The organism is Shewanella sp. SR44-3, from assembly GCF_014163735.1.
Lineage (GTDB): Bacteria > Pseudomonadota > Gammaproteobacteria > Enterobacterales > Shewanellaceae > Shewanella.
The window spans coordinates 113,796-135,091 of record NZ_JACJDV010000001.1 but is presented as its reverse complement, the minus strand read 5'-3'; the positions used below and the strand labels follow the sequence as shown (position 1 = coordinate 135,091).

Below are 21,296 nucleotides of genomic sequence, written 5' to 3'. Positions count from 1 at the left end.
TTTTATGATCTACAAAGGATTAACTGCGTCTTAGCCCTAGCGACAATAAATATCTGTGTTAGAATGCCAAATCACGTTTTTGAGCTCGGCGATAAATGGAATCATAATTGCCGGCTAATTTTCAGGGGAACGAGCAGTTTATGACTGATCTGGCATCATCTATTTCGCCAATTAATATCGAAGACGAACTTAAGAATTCTTACCTTGATTACGCCATGAGCGTAATCGTAGGCCGTGCACTACCGGACGTTCGTGATGGCTTAAAGCCAGTGCATCGCCGGGTGCTATTCGCCATGAGCGAATTAAAGAACGATTGGAATAAACCTTATAAGAAATCCGCTCGTGTGGTCGGTGACGTAATCGGTAAGTATCACCCCCATGGTGATAGCGCTGTATACGACGCAATTGTTCGTTTAGCGCAGCCGTTTTCACTGCGTTACACCTTGGTCGATGGTCAAGGTAACTTCGGTTCGGTAGACGGCGATAGCGCGGCAGCAATGCGTTATACCGAAATCCGTATGCAGAAATTAGCCCATTCACTATTGGCTGATCTTGAAAAAGAAACCGTGGATTTTGTGCCTAACTATGATGGCACTGAAATGATCCCTGCGGTATTGCCGACACGGGTACCTAACCTGTTAATTAACGGTTCATCGGGTATTGCCGTGGGTATGGCAACCAATATTCCGCCACATAACTTAACGGAAGTGGTTAAAGGCTGTTTAGCCTTAATCGATGAGCCAAGCTTGTCCATTGAACAGTTGATGGAATATATCCCAGGTCCAGATTTCCCAACGGCAGCGTCTATCAACGGTCGTAAAGGCATTATTGATGCCTATAAAACCGGTCGCGGCCGCGCGGTTATGCGCTCAAAAGCTGAAATTGAAACCGAAGACAATGGCCGTGAACGTATTATCGTTCACGAAATTCCGTATCAAGTGAACAAAGCCCGCTTAATCGAGAAAATTGCTGAGCTAGTTAAAGATAAGAAAATCGAAGGCATTAGCGGTTTACGTGATGAGTCTGATAAAGACGGCATGCGTATCGTGATTGAAATCAAACGCGGCGAAGTGGGCGAGGTAGTATTAAACAACCTTTATGCTCAAACTCAGATGCAGTGTTCTTTTGGTATTAACATGGTGGCGTTAACTAACGGCCAACCTAAGTTATTTAACCTGAAAGAAATGCTTGAGTGCTTTATTCTTCACCGCCGTGAAGTGGTCACCCGCCGTACCGTATTTGAACTGCGTAAAGCCCGCGAACGTGCGCACATTTTAGAAGCGTTAGCCATAGCACTGGCAAACATTGACCCGATCATCGCGTTAATCAAAGCCTCGCCAACGCCAGCTGAAGCTAAGCTGCAATTAGTTGCACAAGGTTGGGAACTCGGCCATGTACAAGGCATGCTTGAAAAAGCCGGCGATGATGCAGCGCGTCCTGAATGGTTAGAGCCTGAGTACGGCATACGTGATGGCCAATATTTCCTTACTGAGCAGCAAGCCCAGGCGATTCTTGAGTTACGTCTTCACAGATTGACCGGTCTTGAGCATGAAAAAATTCTGTCTGAATATGAAGAATTATTGATTGTTATTGCGGGCTTATTGCTTATTCTTCGCAGTCCAGAGCGCTTGATGGAAGTCATCAAAGAAGAGCTTGAAGAAGTGCTTGAGCAATATGGCGATGCACGCCGCACTATCATCAACGAAAACGAAATTGATATGAGTCTTGAAGATCTTATCAATGAAGAAGACGTTGTGGTGACCTTGTCTCACACAGGTTATGCCAAGTATCAGCCGTTATCTGATTACCAGGCGCAGCGCCGAGGGGGTAAAGGCAAGGCTGCGACTAAGGTAAAAGATGAAGATTTCGTTGAAAAGCTGTTGGTGGCTAACACTCACGACACCATTTTGTGCTTCTCAGACTTCGGTAAGATGTACTGGCTTAAAGTGTATCAATTACCCCTTGCGAGCCGTACAGCCCGTGGTCGGCCTATTGTTAACTTGTTGCCGCTATCCGATGGCGAGCGCATTACGGCAATATTGCCAGTACGTGAATACGCCGATGATAAGTTTATTATCATGGCGACCTCACACGGTACGGTGAAGAAAACCGCATTAACAGCGTATAGCAATCCAAGAGCCAACGGCATTATTGCGGTGAACTTAAAAGATGGCGATCAGCTGATTGGCGTTGATATTACTGACGGCAGCGACGACATCATGTTGTTCTCTAACGAAGGTAAAGTGGTACGTTTCAACGAGAAAGCGCGCGATTCTGAAACCGGTGAAGTTAAGATTGACGCCGAAACTGGCGAAGAAATTATTGCACTGCGTCCAATGGGCCGCACCGCAACCGGCGTTCGTGGTATTAAGCTTGAAGATGGCCAGAAAGTGGTGTCACTTATTGTGCCTAAAGGCGATGGCGCTATCTTAACTGTGACCGAAAACGGTTACGGCAAGCGTACTGAACTGAATGAATACCCAGCGAAGAGCCGCGGCACTAAAGGTGTGGTGTCTATCAAGGTCACAGAACGTAACGGCGCTGTTGTTGGTGCTGTGCAAGTGGGTGAGTTTGATGAAATTATGCTTATCAGTGATAAAGGCACCTTAGTGCGTACTCCAGCTGAAGGCGTATCTATCATAGGCCGTAACACTCAAGGCGTAACCATCATTCGCACCGCAGAAGACGAAAAAGTCGTCGGTTTGCAGCGCATTGAAGAAATTCAAACTGATGAAGTTCTCGATGCCGACGGCAACGTGATCGTGCCTGCTGAGTCTGTGGATGGTGATGAGCTAAGCGTTGGAAGCGTTGATAGTAACGCTGAAGCTGCTGCTCAAACAGACACTGCTGAAGACGAGCAAGAATAAACTTCTTGTTTGACTTTAATGCCACAACGAGCGCCCTAGGGCGCTCGTTTTATTTTGCGGAAAAAATATCATCTAAAACAACCGATAAAGGCCTATTCAAATACAGAGTAAATACTTTAGTATTGGATGATTAGCACATTAGTTTTGATCTTGAGGAGTATGCAGTGAGCCGTATTTACAACTTTTGCGCGGGGCCAGCCATGTTACCCGCAGCCGTGATGCAAAAAGCCCAACAGGAATTACTCGATTGGAACGGCCTTGGCGTCTCCGTGATGGAAATTAGTCACCGCAGCAAAGAGTTTATTGCCTTAGCTGAGCAAGCCGAAGTGAATTTACGTCAGCTGATGAATATTCCTAATCACTACCATGTGCTGTTTATGCACGGCGGTGGCCGCAGCCAGTTTTCCAACGTGGTGAATAACTTTCTTGGCGAGCACGGCCGGGCGCTGTATCTTGTTAGCGGTCAATGGTCAAAATCAGCTGTTGAGGAAGCGCAAAAGCTAGCCGGTGAAGCGCAAATTGATGTGCTCAATATTGTCACTAAGCTCGATGGCCTTAATCAAGTGACATTACCTGACTTACACAGCATCAAAAAAGATTACCGCTATGTGCATTATTGCAGTAATGAAACCGTAGATGGCATTGAAATATTTGATGAACTCGACAGTCCTTGGCCAATCGTGGCCGATTTATCTTCGACAATCATGTCCCGTGAGATTGATGTTAGCCGTTATGGGCTCATTTATGCTGGCGCCCAGAAGAATATCGGCCCTTCGGGGTTATCCATAGTTATCGTGCGTGATGACATGCTAAAGCTTGCAAGCTTACCGCAATCCTCAGTGATGGATTATCGCATCGCGGCTGAAAATGGCTCAATGTTCAATACCCCGCCGACCTTTGCCTGGTACTTGGCCGCAGAGGTGTTTCGCTGGCTCAAAGCCCAGGGCGGTGTTGAAGCAATGGCAAAGATTAATCAGCAAAAAGCCCAGCTGCTATACGCATGTATTGATGATAATTCTTTTTATTGTAATGGGGTCGCTAAGCAGAACCGCTCCCAGATGAACGTTACGTTTCAACTCGCCGATGACTCCCTTGACAGTACATTCCTAGCAGAAGCTGAACGCGCAGGTCTTGTTGCCCTAAAAGGTCACAGGATAGTGGGCGGCATGCGGGCAAGTCTCTACAACGCCATGCCAATTGAAGGCGTACAGGCCTTGGTTGATTTTATGAATGCCTTTGCCGCAAAACATAAAGCCAATTAAACGCAGAAAAAAAAACCGCCATTGAAAGACAATGGCGGGTGAGTTTAAGCGTAACGGAATAGAGATCTCAAGATAGGCCTTCGGGCACGATAAAGTCTCGATTTAGGCGATTTTTTGCGCCTCTGATTGGCTGGCTAAGTATTCATCGAAGCTGCCTTGGAAGTTAATCAATTTTTTATCTTTAATGTCTATGATCCGCGTTGCTAGTGACGAAACAAATTCTCTATCGTGGCTTACGAAAATCAAGGTACCTTCGAAGTCTTTTAAGGCGTTATTCAAAGCTTCAATGGCTTCCATGTCCATGTGGTTAGTGGGCTCGTCCATGATAAGCACGTTGACGTCTTGCATCATCAACTTGCCAAATAATAGACGGTTTTTCTCACCACCTGAACAATTACGGGCTTTCTTGTTGGCATCATCTTCGGTGAACAGTAAACGGCCTAACATGCCGCGTACCATCAAATCGTTATGCTTAGGTAAACGCCACTGTGACATCCAATCCATCAGGGTAAGATCGTTATCAAAATCGGCGCTGCTGTCTTGGGGACAATAACCCACGGCCGCATTTTCTGACCACTTGACCACGCCTTCTTTATGGCTTAATTCGTTGACTAGGCAGCGTAAAAATGTGGTCTTACCCACGCCGTTCTCACCTATGATAGCGAGCTTGGCGCCGGCTTCTAAGATCAAATCGCCACCGGTAAATAGCATGCCTTCATCGAAACCATGGCCTAAGCCTTCTAGTATTAACGCTTGGCGGTGCATTTTCTTGCCGGCTTCAAAACGAATAGACGGGGTAATGCGGCTGGATGATTTAACATCATCAAGTTTAATTTTGTCCATTTTCTTAGCGCGAGAGCTGGCCTGCTTAGCTTTAGAGGCATTGGCACCAAAACGGTTAACGAAGTCTTGTAATTCATCGATTTCAGCGCTCTTCTTGGCATTTCCTGCCAACAATTGTTCGCGTAGTAAGCTTGATTGAGCCAAGAAGAACTCATAGTTACCTGGGTAAATGCGCAATTCGCCGTAATCTATGTCAGCCATGTGAGTACAGACAGCATTTAAGAAGTGCCTATCGTGAGAGATGATGATCATGGTGCATTTGCGCTTATTAAGCTCGGTTTCTAACCAACTGATGGTGTGAATATCCAAGTTGTTGGTCGGTTCGTCCAGTAGCAAGATGTCTGGGTTGGCAAATAGTGCTTGAGCCAATAACACCCTTAATTTTTTACCTGGAGGCACTTGCTGCATTAAGCCAAAATGCATTGACTCATCGATGCCTGCTTCGATTAATATTTCACCGGCGCGGCTTTCAGCGCTGTAACCGTCCATCTCAGCAAATTCGCTTTCAAGATCGCCCACTCGCATGCCATCTTCATCTGTCATATCAGGCTTAGCGTAAATGGCTTCACGCTCTTGCTTGACCTTCCACAGTTTCATGTCACCCATGATCACAGTATCAATCACGCTATGCTGCTCAAAGGCAAATTGATCTTGACTCAAGTTACCCACTTTTAAACCTGGGGTAATGGATACATTGCCTGAGGTTGGGGCTAGTGCGCCGCTTAATATTTTCATAAACGTCGACTTACCACAGCCATTAGCACCGATTAAGCCGTAACGGTTGCCGTGACCAAATTGCGCCGATATGTTTTCGAATAATGGCTCTGGGCCAAATTGCATGGTGATGTTTGCGGTAGAGATCAAAGCGGGACTTCCTAGGGTATCAATGAGATAAGGCGGCACGGGCCATTTATGTGAAACGGGGCAAGTGCCTAGAACTGGTCGCGCAGTATACAGACTAAGGCATCAAGATGCGAGTGGAACACTCAAGTATTAGCTAGATAGATGCCAGCAAGCAGCTTATTGCATAGCAGCGACGACATCACAGTAGGGCTACAGCGACAGGTAGATGCTTGATGATCAGAGTGTTGTTAAGGTCGGTCGTAATAGGGCTTGCAGTTTGACGGCGTTTTCTTCTGCGATGAGCCGTTCAATGGCTTGGCGTAGCAGTTGTTTGTCGTGTCTGCCGCTGTCTTGTGCTGATGCCAGTGGAAAGTGGTTGTACAGGCCATTGAGTTCTATATGGCTGCCTTGACAAATAACTTGTCGGATCACGTCTTTGCCTATGGCTTGATGACACCAAGCGATTTTATCAGCCAAGCTGAAGTGTTTTGCTGGGGACAACTCTTGGTGCAAGTTATCTATAAAAATGATTTGAGCTTCAGTAGTTCTTAGGGCTTTAGCTAATTCGGGTAATAATAAGTTGGGCATAATACTGGTCAAAAAACTGCCTGGACCTAGCAAGATCACCTCGGCGTTTAAAATAGCTTCACTGGCCTCGAAGGTGGCGCTCACTTGAGGTTCTAGCATCAAGGCAAGCGGCGCATCGCTCATGTCATCGACGCTGAGCTCCCCAAAAATTTTGGCACCGCAGGCACTTAATGCCACCAAGTGGGTGGAGTGCTCTGACATTGGAATAATGCGAGTGTCTATTTGTAACATATTGCGGATAAGATCCACCGCTTCCAATGGGCGCACACAGAGTTGGTCCAGCGCATAAAGGATAAGGTTACCCAAGTTATGGCCTTTGAGTTCGCTTTCAGTTTCGAACCTGTGATCCAATAACCGCGCGCCAAGGGATGGGCGGGTGGCAAGATGAGAAATACAGTTACGTAAATCTCCCCAAGCGATGGTGTTTTGATCTTGTCTTAATCTACCCGTGGAGCCGCCATTGTCCGTAGTGGCAACGATTCCTGTGAGACGTGGGCCAAGGGTAGATAATGCAGATAATACTCGGCCTAAGCCGTGGCCGCCGCCAATGGCAACCAAGTGCTGTACTGAATCGAGCTGATTTGTAACGGCTGAAATATGTTTACCCATGCAGGGATTTTCCTTAAAACCTGACAATGACAGGCCATTCTAATGTAAATTTAGCCAGTTTACCCTTTGCAAATGCAATAATTCAGATGCTTGTCTGAATTATGGCCAATGAGGCGGCATATTTGCGAGTAATGCATGATTTTATAGCGATTTCAGTTACACTGTTGCGCTGTTGCGCTGTTGAACTGGGTTCTAGGATGGATCATTTTTCGTTCAGCGAATTTGCAGCATCAATATTGTTTATCTTTAAAAACTCCAAGGAAACCCAGTTATGAAACTGTCAGGTCTAAGTACATGCCTACTGAGTGCGGTATTGGCGATTAACTCCGCAGGTGTCAGCGCGGAGACTGTCTCACTGGAATATGCAGGTTTCTATGACAGATTAAAACAGGTTAACAAACACAATTATCCCTTTGCGGAGCTGGCTTTTAGCGTACCCCAAACCGCTGACTGCACCATCATATCTGGCAATATCACCACAGTGAAGACCCGTGCACCACTGTCTTATGATGAGTCGCAACGGTTATTTTTGCCTTTTGATGCCGAGTTTAAATCAGATCGCGGCTTAATTAACCTAGAGATGGCAGGAAAAGCCGGCACTTGCGCTATCGCCATGCAGGTACGGGCAAAATCCGTGCAGCAAGACTACAGTCAAACAGAGTTACTGATGCTAAAAGCGGACATGGATGCACTACTTGATGGTTTGCAGGGGTTTCCGATGAAATATTTCAGAAAACCCTTAAGCGGCTTAACCTTTGAGTTTGCAACAGATGCAAAGCAGGGCACTGTAATAAGTACTGCAATCAGCCCAGTAGTACGTCTTAATGGCATTGAGCAGCAACTCACAGAACATGGGCGCTTTACCTTAACCAATGAGCAAATTGATCAATTAGAGCAGTTGCAGTTGAGTATTAAGCCACAGGTGATAAGCCCGCTGATTGATTAATAACTTTGGTTTTAGCGGCATAAAATTTCAGGCAATAAAAAACGCGCATTAGCGCGTTTTTTATTGCCTGAAACTTATCTATTGATAGAGTAAAGCTAGCAATAGCTATTAGAAGCTTGCAGAGCGTGGAGCACGAGGGAAAGGAATAACGTCACGAATGTTGTTAACACCAGTCACGTAAGACACTAACCGCTCAAACCCTAAGCCAAAACCTGCGTGTGGTACTGTGCCGTAACGACGTAAATCGCGGTACCACCAGTAATCTTCTTGGCTTAATTCCATTTCAGCAAGGCGCGCATCAAGCACATCTAAACGCTCTTCACGTTGTGCACCGCCGATGATTTCGCCTATGCCTGGTGCCAATACGTCCATGGCAGCAACGGTTTTACCGTCATCGTTGAGGCGCATGTAGAAGGCTTTGATGTCTTTGGGGTAGTTTTTAACTACCACAGGGGCTTTAAAGTGTTCTTCAGCTAAGTAGCGCTCATGCTCAGACTGTAAGTCGATTCCCCATTCAACGGCGAATTCAAACTTTTTGCCACAGTTTTTAAGGATTTCAACTGCATCAGTGTAATCCACTTGGGCAAAGTCACTGCTAACGAAGGCTTGCAGGCGCTCAATAACGGTTTTGTCGACACGCTCGTTGAAGAAGCTTAAGTCATCCATGCGCTCATTAAGCACGGCGTTGAAAGCAAATTTTAACATGTCTTCAGCTAACTTTGCTGCATCATCTAAGGTGGCGAAAGCCACTTCAGGTTCAACCATCCAAAATTCAGCCAAGTGGCGGGTGGTGTTTGAATTTTCTGCGCGAAACGTCGGGCCAAAGGTATACACTTTTGACAGGGCGCAGGCATAAGTTTCAGCATTCAACTGACCCGATACCGTAAGGAAGGATTCTTTACCGAAAAAGTCCTTGTCGTAATCCACTTTACCCGCTGGTGTGCGCGGCAGGTTTTCCATGTCCAGTGTTGAGACACGGAACATTTCACCGGCGCCTTCACAATCAGAAGCCGTAATCAGTGGGGTTGATACCCAAATAAAACCTTGCTCGTGGTAGAAGCGGTGAATGGCTTGAGACAAGCAGTTACGCACTCGTGCTACGGCGCCAATGATGTTAGTTCTTGGGCGAAGATGGGCAAGTTCACGTAAATGCTCGATAGAATGGCGTTTAGCTGCCATAGGGTAAGTATCGGGATCATCAATCCAACCCGTAACTTCAACAGCAGTCACTTGCAGCTCGAACGCCTGACCTGCGCCAGGGGATTCAACCACATCACCAGTCATGACAACAGAGCAACCGGCAGTAAGCTTAAGCACTTCATCGTCGTAATTGGGTAAATTATTAGGCACAACGCCTTGGATAGGATCGAAACACGAACCGTCATACAGGGCTAAAAATGAAATACCAGCTTTAGAATCACGACGGGTTCTAACCCAGCCACGTACAGTGACTTGTGAACCGACAGCATGATCACCGTTAAATACAGACGCGACAGATGCAATGCTCATTGTTGCTTAACTCTCCAATGGATCGAAATAAGATAAAAAAGTGCATTTATCTTACCTTGCTGGAGACATTTAACAAGCTGTAAACGCTGATCTATAGAGATTATCAGTCAAGTTTTTGTTATCGTATCTAAATCGGCTTAAAAAAGGCGAAAACTGATTAAAAATAGTGCAGTATCTAGCTGTAATAACGTTAAACAACGCCAGCCAAAGGTAGACTCAGTGGCAAATAAGGATTGATGGCATGAATAAGGTACGAGTTTTTCAGGCAATACTAACGCTGCTATCTATCGCGGGCTGGGCATTGGCCGTGTATGCGTTATTGGTTTTTGGCGAAGCGAGACCTGACAGGGCGGTGGGATACTTCCTTAGCAAAGGGGTCGCTGTCAGGCTAGAGTGGGATCCAGCATTAACTGTGCAATTGGAATATATTATATGGGCCTGTGCGGCCATCAGTTTTGTCAATTTAGCGTTTAACTTTTATGTCTCAAGCCACAGTAAAGTCGGCTATTGGGTCAATATTCCCTTGTTGTTTTTAGTGTCTTTGGCGGCTGGCCTGTATATCCGTTACGTGGTTTAATCGTCAGTATTGCATTGAGCTTAAATACTCGGCGCATCATTACTAATGTGGCGGCAAAGTAAGTCTATAATCGCCGCTGTTACCCCCCAAATGAAGCGATTCTCAAATGGCATCAGATGCACTGTGTAGGTGTTGCCATTACGCACAAAACGTTTTTGATGGCGGTTTTCCTGCTGAATAAAGTAATGCAAGGGTACGGTAAAACAGTCTTGCACTTCGCCAGGGTCAAGCACCAGCTTAAACGGCTTCTCAATGATCCCAACCACAGGAGTGACATCAAAACCGGTAAAGGTTTTATGGGCTGGGAATTGCCCCAGCACTTCTACATTACTACTGACTAAACCAATTTCCTCATGGGCCTCCCTTAATGCGGTGGCAATATCATCCTTATCGTCTTGCTCCGTCTTGCCGCCAGGAAAGCTAATTTGGCCGGGGTGAGAGCGTAAATGCAGCGGTCTTTGGGTTAGCAGTAAATGCAGTTGTTGGTTTTTTTCGATTAAGGGAATAAGGACTGCAGCTTTTCGGCTCGGTATTTTGGTTGGTGCCGAAGGAATAATACTACTGAGCCGGTGTAAGCTATAGCGGGTTCTAAACTCATTTTTATCCATTAATATCCATCCCTCTACTTTGTCCCCAAGCTGTGAAACATAAATGTTGCTATTACTATCATACCACTGACTTCGAGTCTTGACTGCGACTGTCAGGTGGCACTCAGATCTTCGGCTATCACATGCTTGAGATAAATCACATTTGAAAGCTGTATTTGATATAGATCAAGGAAGCCTGCCAGAGAAAAGCATAATTTACAGGGGTTTTAAAACGAGTGTTTGATTTTAAACTTGCCTGTTGAGCAAAGCTCAGTCTCTAAGCTAAATAAGGCCAGTTATAAAAAGACACTTTTACCACTTTAAACCCTATGAATAAGGTCTTGCCATGTACGGTATTTTATTAAACACTCATATAGCCCTAGTGGTACTTAGTTTACTCAGCTTTATCCTACGAAGCAGCTGGGCTTATTTCTCCCCTCAGCTGTTAGCCAATGAGCTGGCACTTAAGGCCCACAAGGTCGTAACCTTACTACTACTCTTGTCAGCCTTACTCTTGTGCATTTCTATTGGACAATATCCCTTCCTAGAACCCTGGTTAACTGAAAAGTTACTCTTCTTAGGCTTGTATGTTGCAGGGGCTTTGTTTGCCTTTAACCCCAAGGTTTCCAGAAAAATACGCAGTGTTTTTGTGGTGTTTGCTAGCGCCAGCTTTGTGCTGATATTTATCATAGCCAAAACTCATTCGCCAATCTTTATCTCTTGAGCAACCAAGAGCAAGATCAAAGGCTAACTTGTTAAGCCGTTTGCATCAACATAGCGCAACCAAGTACGATTAACGCACTATAACAGTGCGTTAATCGTACTTGGTTTCTTTTCTCATTGGTTATTTATTGCCACCATTCACATTATTACACGAACAATAAATTTTCCGCACCATATACTATTTGCCTGATAACAATAGCTTTATTTAACTATGCTCTTAGTGATTAATTTTGTCATATTGCTGTCGCTAAACTGTTATCTAGGACTGGCATAGTAGCTGCTACATCACTATAGATGGGTTAAGCAGCAATGAGCTTTAATCAGCAATGGGTCTGCCAAGGGATGAAGGCAATATGGGACTGGAAAAGTTACTGTATTTACAGGGAATAGGGGCCGAGTTTATTGATTGCCTTGGTCATAAAGTGACTATAGAACACAAGGACAGGCTAGGCATTCTGGCGAGCATGTTATTGCACAAGCCATGGGAAGAGGGCGCCATTAATGCAGCGCACTTACTCCAAAATAGCTCAGTCCAAAATGGCTTAGTTCCAGCTAGTTTAGCCCAAGACGAGTTGGCACAGGCATTCGATGATGATTTTATCGATCAACGTATTTTTGACCTCGATGTTGCCCCTTGGTTTGAGCCAGTGCATGCTTTTCAATGGTGCTATCAGGATCAGCCAGCCTTAGATTTTTTCTTCCCTGAAAACGGTGCTCAAAATAGCGTCAATCAAGACGCTGATCAAAAGCTCTGCGTTAGCTTAATCTCAGCACAGGGGCACAAACGAGAATATCACTTTGCTATCCAAGATATGATCATAGTAGGGGATTATGTGTTTGGGGATACCCGTTTTTGTCATTACCGCTATGCCTTAGAACCTAATTCTCTTGAGCTGGGGTACTTTGACTTAAGCCTCACTTTAGACTCCAAAGTCAATGTTGCAGCACAGCCCCCAATAAGTGCTAGGGCAATAGAAGGAAGCGTACAAGATCAGCAGAATCGCTATCAGGGCAGGCTAATGCTAGCGCCGCGAAAGGCGTATTCGACTGATTTTGTGCACGCTAAGCGCCCTTGGGGTTTGAGTATTCAGCTCTATTCATTAGTCAGTGAGAGCCATTGGGGGATCGGCGATTTTGGCGATCTTATGTCTCTTATCTCTTTGACGAAAAACTGGGGTATTGACTTTATAACTCTTAATCCTTTGCATGCCTTAGACATAGCCAATCCAACTCATGCCAGCCCCTATAGCCCCAGTGATAGGCGCAGGCTTAATCCACTGTATATTCATATTGAAGCGGTAGCTGAATATGCTGAGATAAAAAATCAACTTGAAAGCCCACAATGGCAGCGGCGTAAACAGGCTATTAGCCAAGAAGATTTGATTGATTATGCGGCAGTACATGACCTTAAATATGATGCCTTCTTTATTATGTATGAAATATTTAGAACCAAAGAAAAGGCGGGTGACACAGCGAGATACCATGATTTTTTGGGCTTTAATGCTAAGGGGGGGCTTGAGTTAGATTCTTTTTGCCAGCATGAAGCTTGTCTCGGATGCGAAAAATTCACAGCAGAACCGCTCTTTTATGCTTATTTACAGTTTATCGCTGAGTCCCAATTAGCCGCTTGTCAGGCAAAGGCTAAACATCAAGGCATGAGTCTGGGGCTGGTGCGGGATCTTGCCGTTGGGGTTAAGGAGGCTGGCGCCGAAGTATTGCAAGTCCCTTGGCTATTTTGCCAACAAGCTAGCATTGGCGCACCACCAGATCCCTTCTCAATACAGGGACAAAACTGGGGGTTGCTCCCCCTAGATCCCAGTAAATTGAAACATTCTGATTATGAACATTTTATTCGATTAGTACGCAGCAATATGCAGTCATGCGGCGCCTTACGTATCGATCATGTGATGGGATTATTACGCCTATGGTGGTGGCCCCAACAGGCTGGTCCTGAGCAAAAGCTTGGCCACGGCGCTTATGTGTATTACCCCTTCGATACCTTGCTGGCTATTTTATGCCTTGAGAGTCATCACGCTCAGTGCCTCTTGATTGGCGAAGACTTAGGCACTGTGCCTCCTGAAATCATCTCCAGCCTTGCCAATGCTGGCATTTACTCCAACCAATTGTTTTATTTCTGTAAAGATCATGATGGCTTCACGGCGCCTGCTCAATATAAAGCTCAAAGCCTAATGATGCTGGCTAATCACGATGTACCGACTATGGCAGCTTGGTGGACAAAGGAAGATCTTACGTTACGTCTGAGCTTGTCCTTAATGACAGAAGATGAATTTCAACAAGCTTTGCAAAGCCGCAATCATGAAAAACAGACGCTGCTTGCTGGACTTATCAATGCAGGCCTTATTGATGCGACACATTTATCACTGGCCGAACATCAGGATTTAGATCTTAGTCGCTTAGATCTTCAGCAGATAAGCTTTGAGAGCATCATGGGGCCTTGGTGTGAATGGGTGGCAAGTGGTGAGAGTGGCTTGTTTTGTGTACAGCTTTGCGATCTTATCGCTCAAATCCATGGGGTTAATATTCCTGGTACATGGAAAGAGTACCCCAATTGGCGGCAGCGCTTATCCCTGAGTTTACAAGATATTTCACAAAGTTCTCAGCTGCACTCATGGGTAAAGACCATAGATAAAGCAAGAGATAAAAGCTAAATAAAGTGTCAAAAAACCTTGAGCACCAATACTTTGCTCATCAAGGATCACAATTTTTGCAAGTGCATTGTCTAAACATACCATCTGACACTGCCTAAGGAGGGCTAAATGGCAAAGCTAATGACATCACAGGATAAGCAGCATCAAATACATTCAGGTGTTGAAACTCTGGAAACGCCCCCTGAGCAGGACAGCACTGCCCTAGAGGAGTTGCGCCTAATCCAAGCATTTTTGAATTTACAGCTCCAAGATGTATTTTCCTTTTTAGGGCTACACAGCAGTGAACATCGCAAAGGATTAACACTGCGTTGCTTTTTACCTGGGGCATTGAATGTGGATTTGCTGGATAAAAGTAGTGGCCGTAAGGTCGCAAGCCTGACTCAATTTGAGACTAGCGGACTTTTCAGCTCACAACTTCGCCGTGTTAACCCTTTTGCTTATCAACTGAGGGTAACCTATGGGCAATGTGAGCGGCTTGTGACTGATCCCTACCAATTTAATTGTTTGTTGCAAGATGATGATGTGTATTTATTCAACGAAGGCCAGCAGTTGCAAGCCTATCGTTTTCAAGGGGCAAACTGGCGTCAATATCAGGGCGTCACTGGGGTGCATTTTTGCGTCTGGGCTCCTAATGCTAGCAAGGTATCCTTAGTCGGTGATTTTAATCAATGGGATAGACGTCAGCATCAGATGCGCCGCCATATTGCCAGTGGCTTGTGGGACATTTTCATCACTGATGTGGAGCCTGGAGAGCATTATAAATTTGCTATCGAACAAGGTCACGGGCACTGGGAAGCAAAAGCCGATCCCTACGCTGTATCCATGGAAGGAGCACCGGGCAATGCTGCCATAATACCAGCCCAAGCTGGCCACAGTTGGCAAGATGATAATTGGTTAGCTAAACGCACCCAAACAGCTTGGCACAAGGCCCCGATATCCATTTATGAAGTGCATTTAGGCTCTTGGCGCCGTAACGGTGAGGATGGTGGTTTTCAACTGCAATATCAGCAGCTTATCGATGAGCTTATTCCCTATGTGCTGGATATGGGTTTTACCCATGTGCAATTAATGCCATTAAGTGAATACCCTTTCGAAGGGTCTTGGGGATATCAGCCAGTAGGGCTTTATGCTCCGAGTCACAGGTTCGGCAATGCCTTAGCACTTAAGGCATTTATCGATGCCTGCCATCAGGCAGGCATAGGTGTGCTACTCGACTGGGTGGTGGCGCATTTCCCCCGCGATCCTCATGGACTAAAGCAGTTTGACGGTACTTATCTTTATGAGCATCAAGATCCTCGCAGGGGCGAGCATCCAGATTGGGATACGTTAATTTTTAATTACGGCCGCGCCGAAGTGCGAAGTTTTCTGCTCAGTAACGCCAATTATTGGCTCAGTGAGTTTCATATCGATGGGCTTCGTATTGATGCTGTCTCATCCATGCTTTACCTCGATTACAGCCGCGAAGAAGCCCAGTGGTTGCCTAATGAGCACGGGGGCCGTGAAAACCTAGAAGCCATTGAGTTTTTACAACAGCTCAATGCCAGCATGTATGCCGCCCATAGTGGCATAGTCATGATAGCAGAAGAATCTACGGCTTGGCCTGGCGTCACTCAGGCTACGTCACAGCAAGGCCTAGGCTTTGGTTTTAAATGGAATATGGGCTGGATGAATGACACCTTAAGCTACCTTAAACGTGACCCTATTTATCGCTGCCATCACCATAATGAATTGACCTTTGGGCTGATGTACGCTTTTAGCGAGCAATTTATCTTATCGGTAAGCCATGATGAAGTCGTTCATGGTAAAGGATCTTTACTGCATAAGATCCCAGGAGATGATTGGCAAAAATTCGCCACCTTGCGGGCTTATTACGGTTTTATGTGGGGACATCCGGGTAAAAAGCTGTTGTTTATGGGAGGAGAGTTCGGGCAGCGTGATGAATGGAACCACGATAAAAGTTTGGATTGGCACCTGTTGCAATATGCGCCACATAAAGGTTTGCAGGCATGGGTGCGCACTTTAAATGCCTTGTATCAAGCCCAAGAAGCCCTGTATCTCACCGACACTGAAGCCTCAGGGTTTCGCTGGTTAGATTGTGAAAATACCAAAAATAGTATCCTTGTCTTTATGCGTACTGGCGCAGAACCAGACTCAGCGCTGATTTTTATTATCAATATGACGCCCACACCCCATGATGATTTTCGCGTGGGTGTGCCTAAGGCTTGTCAATATTATCAAGTGGCCAACAGCGATAGTGCAGAATATGGCGGCAGCAACTTGGTGATGGACTGGGCTATCCCCTCAGAGTCTATGCCATGGCAGGGCATGGATAACAGCTTGTTGCTCACAGTACCGCCATTGTCTTGCGTGGTGTTAAGTGCACATAAAGTTGATGACACTGGATCCGAGCTTGAGCCGCACTTACTTCAAGGCAGATCACAAGGTGTAAGGGGATAACCATGAATATACTCGGTGCAGGCGTTAGCATCTTAGATAAAAAGGCGTTTGCGGTTAACCCTTTGGGCATTAGCATGTTAGCTGGTAAACCTAGCCCACTTGGGTCGACTGTCGATGATGGCGGAGTTAACTTTGCCATTTTTTCAGCCCACGCCACCCAAGTTGTGCTGTGTGTCTTTGATCAAAGCGGCACTAAGGAGTTAGCCCAATACAGCTTACCTCAGTGTACTAGACAAGTGTGGCACGGTTACTTGGCCGGAGCCCAAGCAGGATTGTGTTACGGTTACCGAGTGTATGGGCCATGGGAGCCAGAGCTTGGGCATAGATTTAATCCTAATAAACTCTTGCTAGACCCTTATGCTAAAAAATTAGTTGGTGAGGTCATAGAGCACCCAGCGCTTTATGCCTATGAGCCCAATGGCCATGATCCCAAGTCACTTATGCTAGATTTAACCATGAGTGACACTGATAGTGCCCCCTTTATGGCTAAATGTCAGGTAGTGGATCTCAATATGGCGCATCTTGCTCCTATCACTGCGCTTAATACTCCCCTTGAGCAAACTATCATCTATGAAATGCACGTTAAGGGCTTTAGTCAGCTAAATCCTGAGATAAGTCCACATTTAAGAGGCAGCTTTTCCGCCTTGGGCGAGCCAGCATCCATAGCCTATTTGCAACAATTAGGGATAACCGCGGTAGAGCTTTTGCCGGTACAGGCATTCCTCAGCGAAGCCTTCCTCACTGCGAAGGGCCTTAGTAATTATTGGGGCTATAACAGTATTGGCTTCTTTGCCCCGCACTCAGCTTACCTTAATCGAGGGGATATTTTTGAGTTTAGGGAAATGGTGTCAAAGCTTCATCAGGCAGGCATAGAGGTTATTTTGGATGTGGTCTATAACCACACTGCTGAAGGCAATGAACTCGGTCCAAGTTATAGCTTCAGAGGCATAGATAACGCTAGCTACTACAGATTAAATCAGGCTAACCCGCGCTATTACCTCAACGATACTGGTTGTGGTAATACGCTGAACCTTAATCATCCCCAAGTGCTAACCCTGGTGATGGACTCATTGCGTTACTGGGTTCAAGTCATGGGGGTGGATGGTTTTAGGTTTGATTTAGCCACTAGCCTTGGACGTGAGGCTTATGGCTTTGATAAAGGTGCTGGTTTTTTCGATGCCTTAGCACAAGATCCTGTGTTATCTCACGTTAAATTGATTGCCGAGCCCTGGGATATTGGCCCTGGTGGCTACCAGCTAGGGAATTATCCGTTAGCCTTTAGCGAGTGGAATGACAGGTTTAGAGACACAATGCGCCGATTTTGGCGCGGTGATATAGGCTTATTACCTGAATTTGCCCACAGATTTCATGGATCGAGTGACTTATTTGAACACAGCGGCCGCTCTCCCAGTGCCAGTATCAATTTTATCACCAGCCATGATGGCTTCACCTTGTTGGACTTACTCAGTTATCAAGATAGGCACAATCTGGATAATGGTGAAAAAAATCGTGATGGCCATCAAGAAAACTTTAGTGCCAATTACGGGGTAGAAGGCAGCACATCAGATAAAAATATTCTCGCCTGCCGTGCTCGCCAGCAGCGTAATTTACTTAGCTGCTTATTATTGTCCCAGGGAGTGCCCATGTTGTGCGCTGGCGACGAAACTGGCCATAGCCAACAAGGTAACAATAATGCGTATTGTCAGGACAACCCGCTGACTTGGCTCGATTGGCAAGAGTTTGATCAGACCTTGATAGGGTTCGTCGCAAGGCTTATTGAGATCAGAAAAGCATTTCCCGCCCTGTGTGCCCAGAAGTTTATTCACAATAGCCAATCTAGCACTGAGCCCAGTTTTGCTTGGTTTAGCCGTCAAGGGGAGGTAATGACTAAGTCTCACTGGAGTGAATGTCATAACAAGACTTTGATTTTAGTCTTGTCGGCGCCCAAAGAATACCCATTGCAACAAACAGAAGCGAATCAACCCAGTAGTGGGGAGCTTGAGCCACAGCAGGCCTTGCTGCTGATGCTTAATGCCGATGATAGCGCCCATGAATTTGCCTTTCCACAACTTGCCACTTTAGCACCTTGGCAATGTTTACTTTCAAGTGAAACTGCCGCCAATGAAGATGTTGATGCTACAGCACAATATTCCCTTATGCCTCGCAGCCTAGGTTTGTTTTATGGGCAAATTTATCAAGCGGGCGAACTTAATTGATGATCACACTTATGTGTAGCATAAGTTTGCAACAATAAGCCGACAGAGCAAGGAGACAAGTATGGCTAAGCCAAGAGAGTCAGCGCTAAAGGGTGAACTAAAAAATGATCTGAAACAGTCGCTTGACCATGGGTCAAAACCTAAGGCAGACCATGCCCTAGAGGAGCCCTGTGAAGATTGCGATAGCCTAGACGTCTCCTTTGAGCGCCACCTTAGGTATGATTTAAGCCGAGAGCAGAGCCAAAGTGGTGAGCTATTCAATGCCATGGCTAGAAGCGTGAAAGAACAGATGTTCGACCTGTGGCGCAAGACCCGCTTGGCAGATAGCCAATATGAAACTAAAAAGGTGTCATACCTTTCCTTGGAGTTTTTACTTGGCCGCACCTTAGGCAATGCACTATTGAATTTAGATTTAACAGAGCAATGCAAACAGGCTTTGAAACCTCATGCGGTCAGTTTAGAGGAGCTTGAAAGCCATGAGCATGATGCGGGCTTGGGTAATGGTGGCCTTGGACGTCTGGCGGCGTGTTTCTTAGACAGCTGCGCCAGTATCGACCTTGCAGTAACAGGTTATGGCATTCGTTATCAATACGGCATGTTTGTGCAGAAAATGGATAATGGCTATCAGGTAGAAGGCCCAGATCTCTGGCTTAGGGACGGCAACCCCTGGGAAGTGCGCATGGTGAATCGCATCGTCAGCGTGCCTTTTTTTGGTAGCACTAAAAGTTATATTGATAAAGACGGTAAGCGTAACTTTGTCTGGCAAGGCACTCAAGATGTGCTGGCGGTCCCCTACGATATGCCCATCGCAGGCTATCGTAATGGTCGGGTGAATACCTTAAGGCTGTGGCGGGCAGAAGCCAGTGATGACTTTGATTTAACTGAATTTAATGAAGGGGATTACACTGAAGCTGTGGCCCGTAAAAATTTGGCAGAGCAAATTACCATGGTGCTCTATCCTAATGACAGCAGCGAAAACGGCAAAGAACTGCGCTTACGCCAGCAATTTTTCTTGTCATCGGCAAGCCTTCAAGATGTGCTCAATCAATATACCGCTAAACACGGCAAAGACTTTAGCCAGTTCAGTAGCAAGCACGTGTTTCAGCTCAATGATACCCATCCCAGCATTGCGATCCCCGAGCTGATGCGCTTATTGCTCGATGTCCATGGTCTTGATTGGGATAAAGCATGGGACATCACCCGCAGCGTCATGGCTTACACCAATCACACCTTGCTGCCAGAAGCCTTAGAACGCTGGCCTGTACGTATGTTACAGCATATGTTGCCGCGTATTTTAGACATCATCTATGAGATCAATGGCCGTTATCTTGAGCGGGTTGCCCACCGCTGGCCAGGCGATGCTAATAAGCTCAGGGCCATGTCCATCATAGAAGAAGGCGATGAGCCCCAGGTACGTATGGCTTACCTTGCTATAGTGGGCAGTTTCTCGGTGAACGGCGTGGCGGCCCTACACAGTCAGCTGCTAACCAGCACCTTATTTAATGATTTCTACCAGATGTGGCCGCAGCTGTTTAATAACAAAACCAATGGCGTGTCACCTAGGCGCTGGCTGATGCATGCCAATCCAGATTTATCAACACTTATCACTAAGGCTATTGGCACTAGCTGGCAACGGGATCTCACCCAGCTCACCAGCCTTAATGGGCTAACCCAAGATAAGGCCTTCATCAAGCAATGGCAGCAGGTTAAATTTGATAATAAAGCCAAGCTTGCAGCGCTGGTGGCCCAAGAGTGCGAGGTAGAATTTGACCTTTCTATGCTGTTTGATGTGCAAGTCAAGCGTATCCATGAATACAAGCGTCAGTTATTAAACCTGCTGCATGTGGTGCACCTTTATGGCCGCATTCTCGATGGGGATGTAAAAGACATGGTGCCAAGGTGCGTACTGATGGGCGGTAAAGCCGCGCCAGGTTACGCTATGGCTAAGCTCATCATTAAATTTGCCAATAACCTTGCCCATATGATCAATTCTGACCCTAGGGTAAAGCCTTATCTAAGAATGGCCTACTTGCCTAATTACAATGTCAGCGCCATGGAGGTTATTTGTCCGGGCACAGAATTATCGGAGCAAATATCGACCGCGGGTAAGGAAGCCTCAGGCACGGGCAACATGAAGTTTATGATGAACGGTGCACTCACTATTGGCACTTTAGATGGGGCCAATATTGAAATTCGTGAGCAAGTGGGGCCAGATAATTTTTTCCTTTTTGGTCTAAGTGCTGAGCAAGTAGCACAAGCTAACGACACCCAAGAAAACCAGATTTTTTCGCCAGCCCTGTTAAAGGTGATTGCATTACTTAAGAGCGGGCATTTTAACTTGGTTGAGCCTGGTATTTTTGACCCGATTATCGCCGCTATCGAAGCGCCTAAAGATCAGTGGCGACTGGCGGCCGATTTTGACAGTTATTGTCAGGCTCAATTACAGGTGGCTAACACTTATCTTGATAAAGAAACTTGGCAGCAAATGAGCATACGTAATACCGCCGCCAGTGGGCGTTTCTCCAGTGACGTCACCATAGGGCAATACAGGGATGATATTTGGATGGCAAAAAAAACGGCAAACAACAATCGCTAAGGAT

General features: G+C 46.1%; 13 protein-coding genes. 9 read left to right on the top strand and 4 right to left on the bottom strand.

Annotated elements, in window-relative coordinates:
• Window positions 1-140: 140 nt before the first annotated feature.
• Window positions 141-2,867, top strand: coding sequence for a DNA gyrase subunit A (gene gyrA / locus H5073_RS00585; RefSeq protein ID WP_182676171.1), 2,727 nt, complete (start codon window positions 141-143; stop codon window positions 2,865-2,867).
• A 164-nt stretch (window positions 2,868-3,031) separates the two neighbouring features.
• Window positions 3,032-4,129, top strand: a complete 1,098-nt coding sequence (serC, locus tag H5073_RS00580) for a 3-phosphoserine/phosphohydroxythreonine transaminase (RefSeq protein ID WP_182676170.1) — start codon at window positions 3,032-3,034, stop codon at window positions 4,127-4,129.
• 102 nt (window positions 4,130-4,231) lie between these two features.
• Here serC and H5073_RS00575 read toward each other — a convergent pair whose 3' ends face one another.
• Both H5073_RS00575 and yvcK read right to left on the bottom strand, forming a co-directional pair.
• Window positions 4,232-5,836, bottom strand: coding sequence for an ABC-F family ATPase (locus tag H5073_RS00575; RefSeq protein ID WP_182676169.1), 1,605 nt, complete (start codon window positions 5,834-5,836; stop codon window positions 4,232-4,234).
• Window positions 5,837-6,052: 216 nt separating this feature from the next.
• On the bottom strand, window positions 6,053-7,012 hold the full coding sequence (yvcK, locus tag H5073_RS00570) for a uridine diphosphate-N-acetylglucosamine-binding protein YvcK (protein ID WP_182676168.1): 960 nt from the start codon (window positions 7,010-7,012) through the stop codon (window positions 6,053-6,055).
• 271 nt (window positions 7,013-7,283) lie between these two features.
• Between yvcK and H5073_RS00565 the strand changes: the two genes are divergently transcribed.
• Complete coding sequence (locus H5073_RS00565; RefSeq protein WP_182676167.1) at window positions 7,284-7,958, top strand: DUF2987 domain-containing protein; 675 nt, start codon at window positions 7,284-7,286, stop codon at window positions 7,956-7,958.
• Window positions 7,959-8,066: 108 nt separating this feature from the next.
• On the opposite strand, the gene asnS is transcribed toward H5073_RS00565, so the two are convergent.
• Window positions 8,067-9,467 carry an asparagine--tRNA ligase gene (gene asnS / locus H5073_RS00560; protein WP_182676166.1) on the bottom strand — a complete coding sequence of 467 codons (1,401 nt, stop codon included), beginning with the start codon at window positions 9,465-9,467 and terminating at the stop codon, window positions 8,067-8,069.
• A 241-nt stretch (window positions 9,468-9,708) separates the two neighbouring features.
• On the opposite strand from asnS, the gene H5073_RS00555 reads away from it, so the two are divergent.
• Window positions 9,709-10,044 (top strand): hypothetical protein, encoded by a 336-nt coding sequence (locus H5073_RS00555; RefSeq protein WP_182676165.1) that lies wholly within the window; start codon window positions 9,709-9,711, stop codon window positions 10,042-10,044.
• Window positions 10,045-10,064: 20 nt separating this feature from the next.
• Here the strand turns inward: H5073_RS00555 and H5073_RS00550 are convergent, their stop codons facing one another.
• Window positions 10,065-10,652, bottom strand: a complete 588-nt coding sequence (locus H5073_RS00550; protein WP_182676164.1) for a CoA pyrophosphatase — start codon at window positions 10,650-10,652, stop codon at window positions 10,065-10,067.
• 325 nt (window positions 10,653-10,977) lie between these two features.
• On the opposite strand from H5073_RS00550, the gene H5073_RS00545 reads away from it, so the two are divergent.
• From H5073_RS00545 to H5073_RS00525, 5 genes are all read left to right on the top strand, one after another.
• Window positions 10,978-11,355, top strand: coding sequence for a SirB2 family protein (locus tag H5073_RS00545; protein WP_182676163.1), 378 nt, complete (start codon window positions 10,978-10,980; stop codon window positions 11,353-11,355).
• A 325-nt stretch (window positions 11,356-11,680) separates the two neighbouring features.
• Window positions 11,681-14,023 (top strand): 4-alpha-glucanotransferase, encoded by a 2,343-nt coding sequence (gene malQ / locus H5073_RS00540; protein WP_259394763.1) that lies wholly within the window; start codon window positions 11,681-11,683, stop codon window positions 14,021-14,023.
• 108 nt (window positions 14,024-14,131) lie between these two features.
• Entirely contained in the window at window positions 14,132-16,480 is a 2,349-nt protein-coding gene (gene glgB, locus H5073_RS00535) for a 1,4-alpha-glucan branching protein GlgB (protein WP_259394762.1), read from the top strand.
• Window positions 16,481-16,554: 74 nt separating this feature from the next.
• Window positions 16,555-18,696 (top strand): glycogen debranching protein GlgX, encoded by a 2,142-nt coding sequence (gene glgX / locus H5073_RS00530; RefSeq protein WP_259394773.1) that lies wholly within the window; start codon window positions 16,555-16,557, stop codon window positions 18,694-18,696.
• Between the two features lie 61 nt (window positions 18,697-18,757).
• The gene (locus tag H5073_RS00525; protein ID WP_182676161.1) at window positions 18,758-21,292 is read left to right on the top strand and encodes a glycogen/starch/alpha-glucan phosphorylase; all 2,535 of its coding nucleotides are present in this window, start codon (window positions 18,758-18,760) and stop codon (window positions 21,290-21,292) included.
• Window positions 21,293-21,296 lie beyond the last annotated feature (4 nt).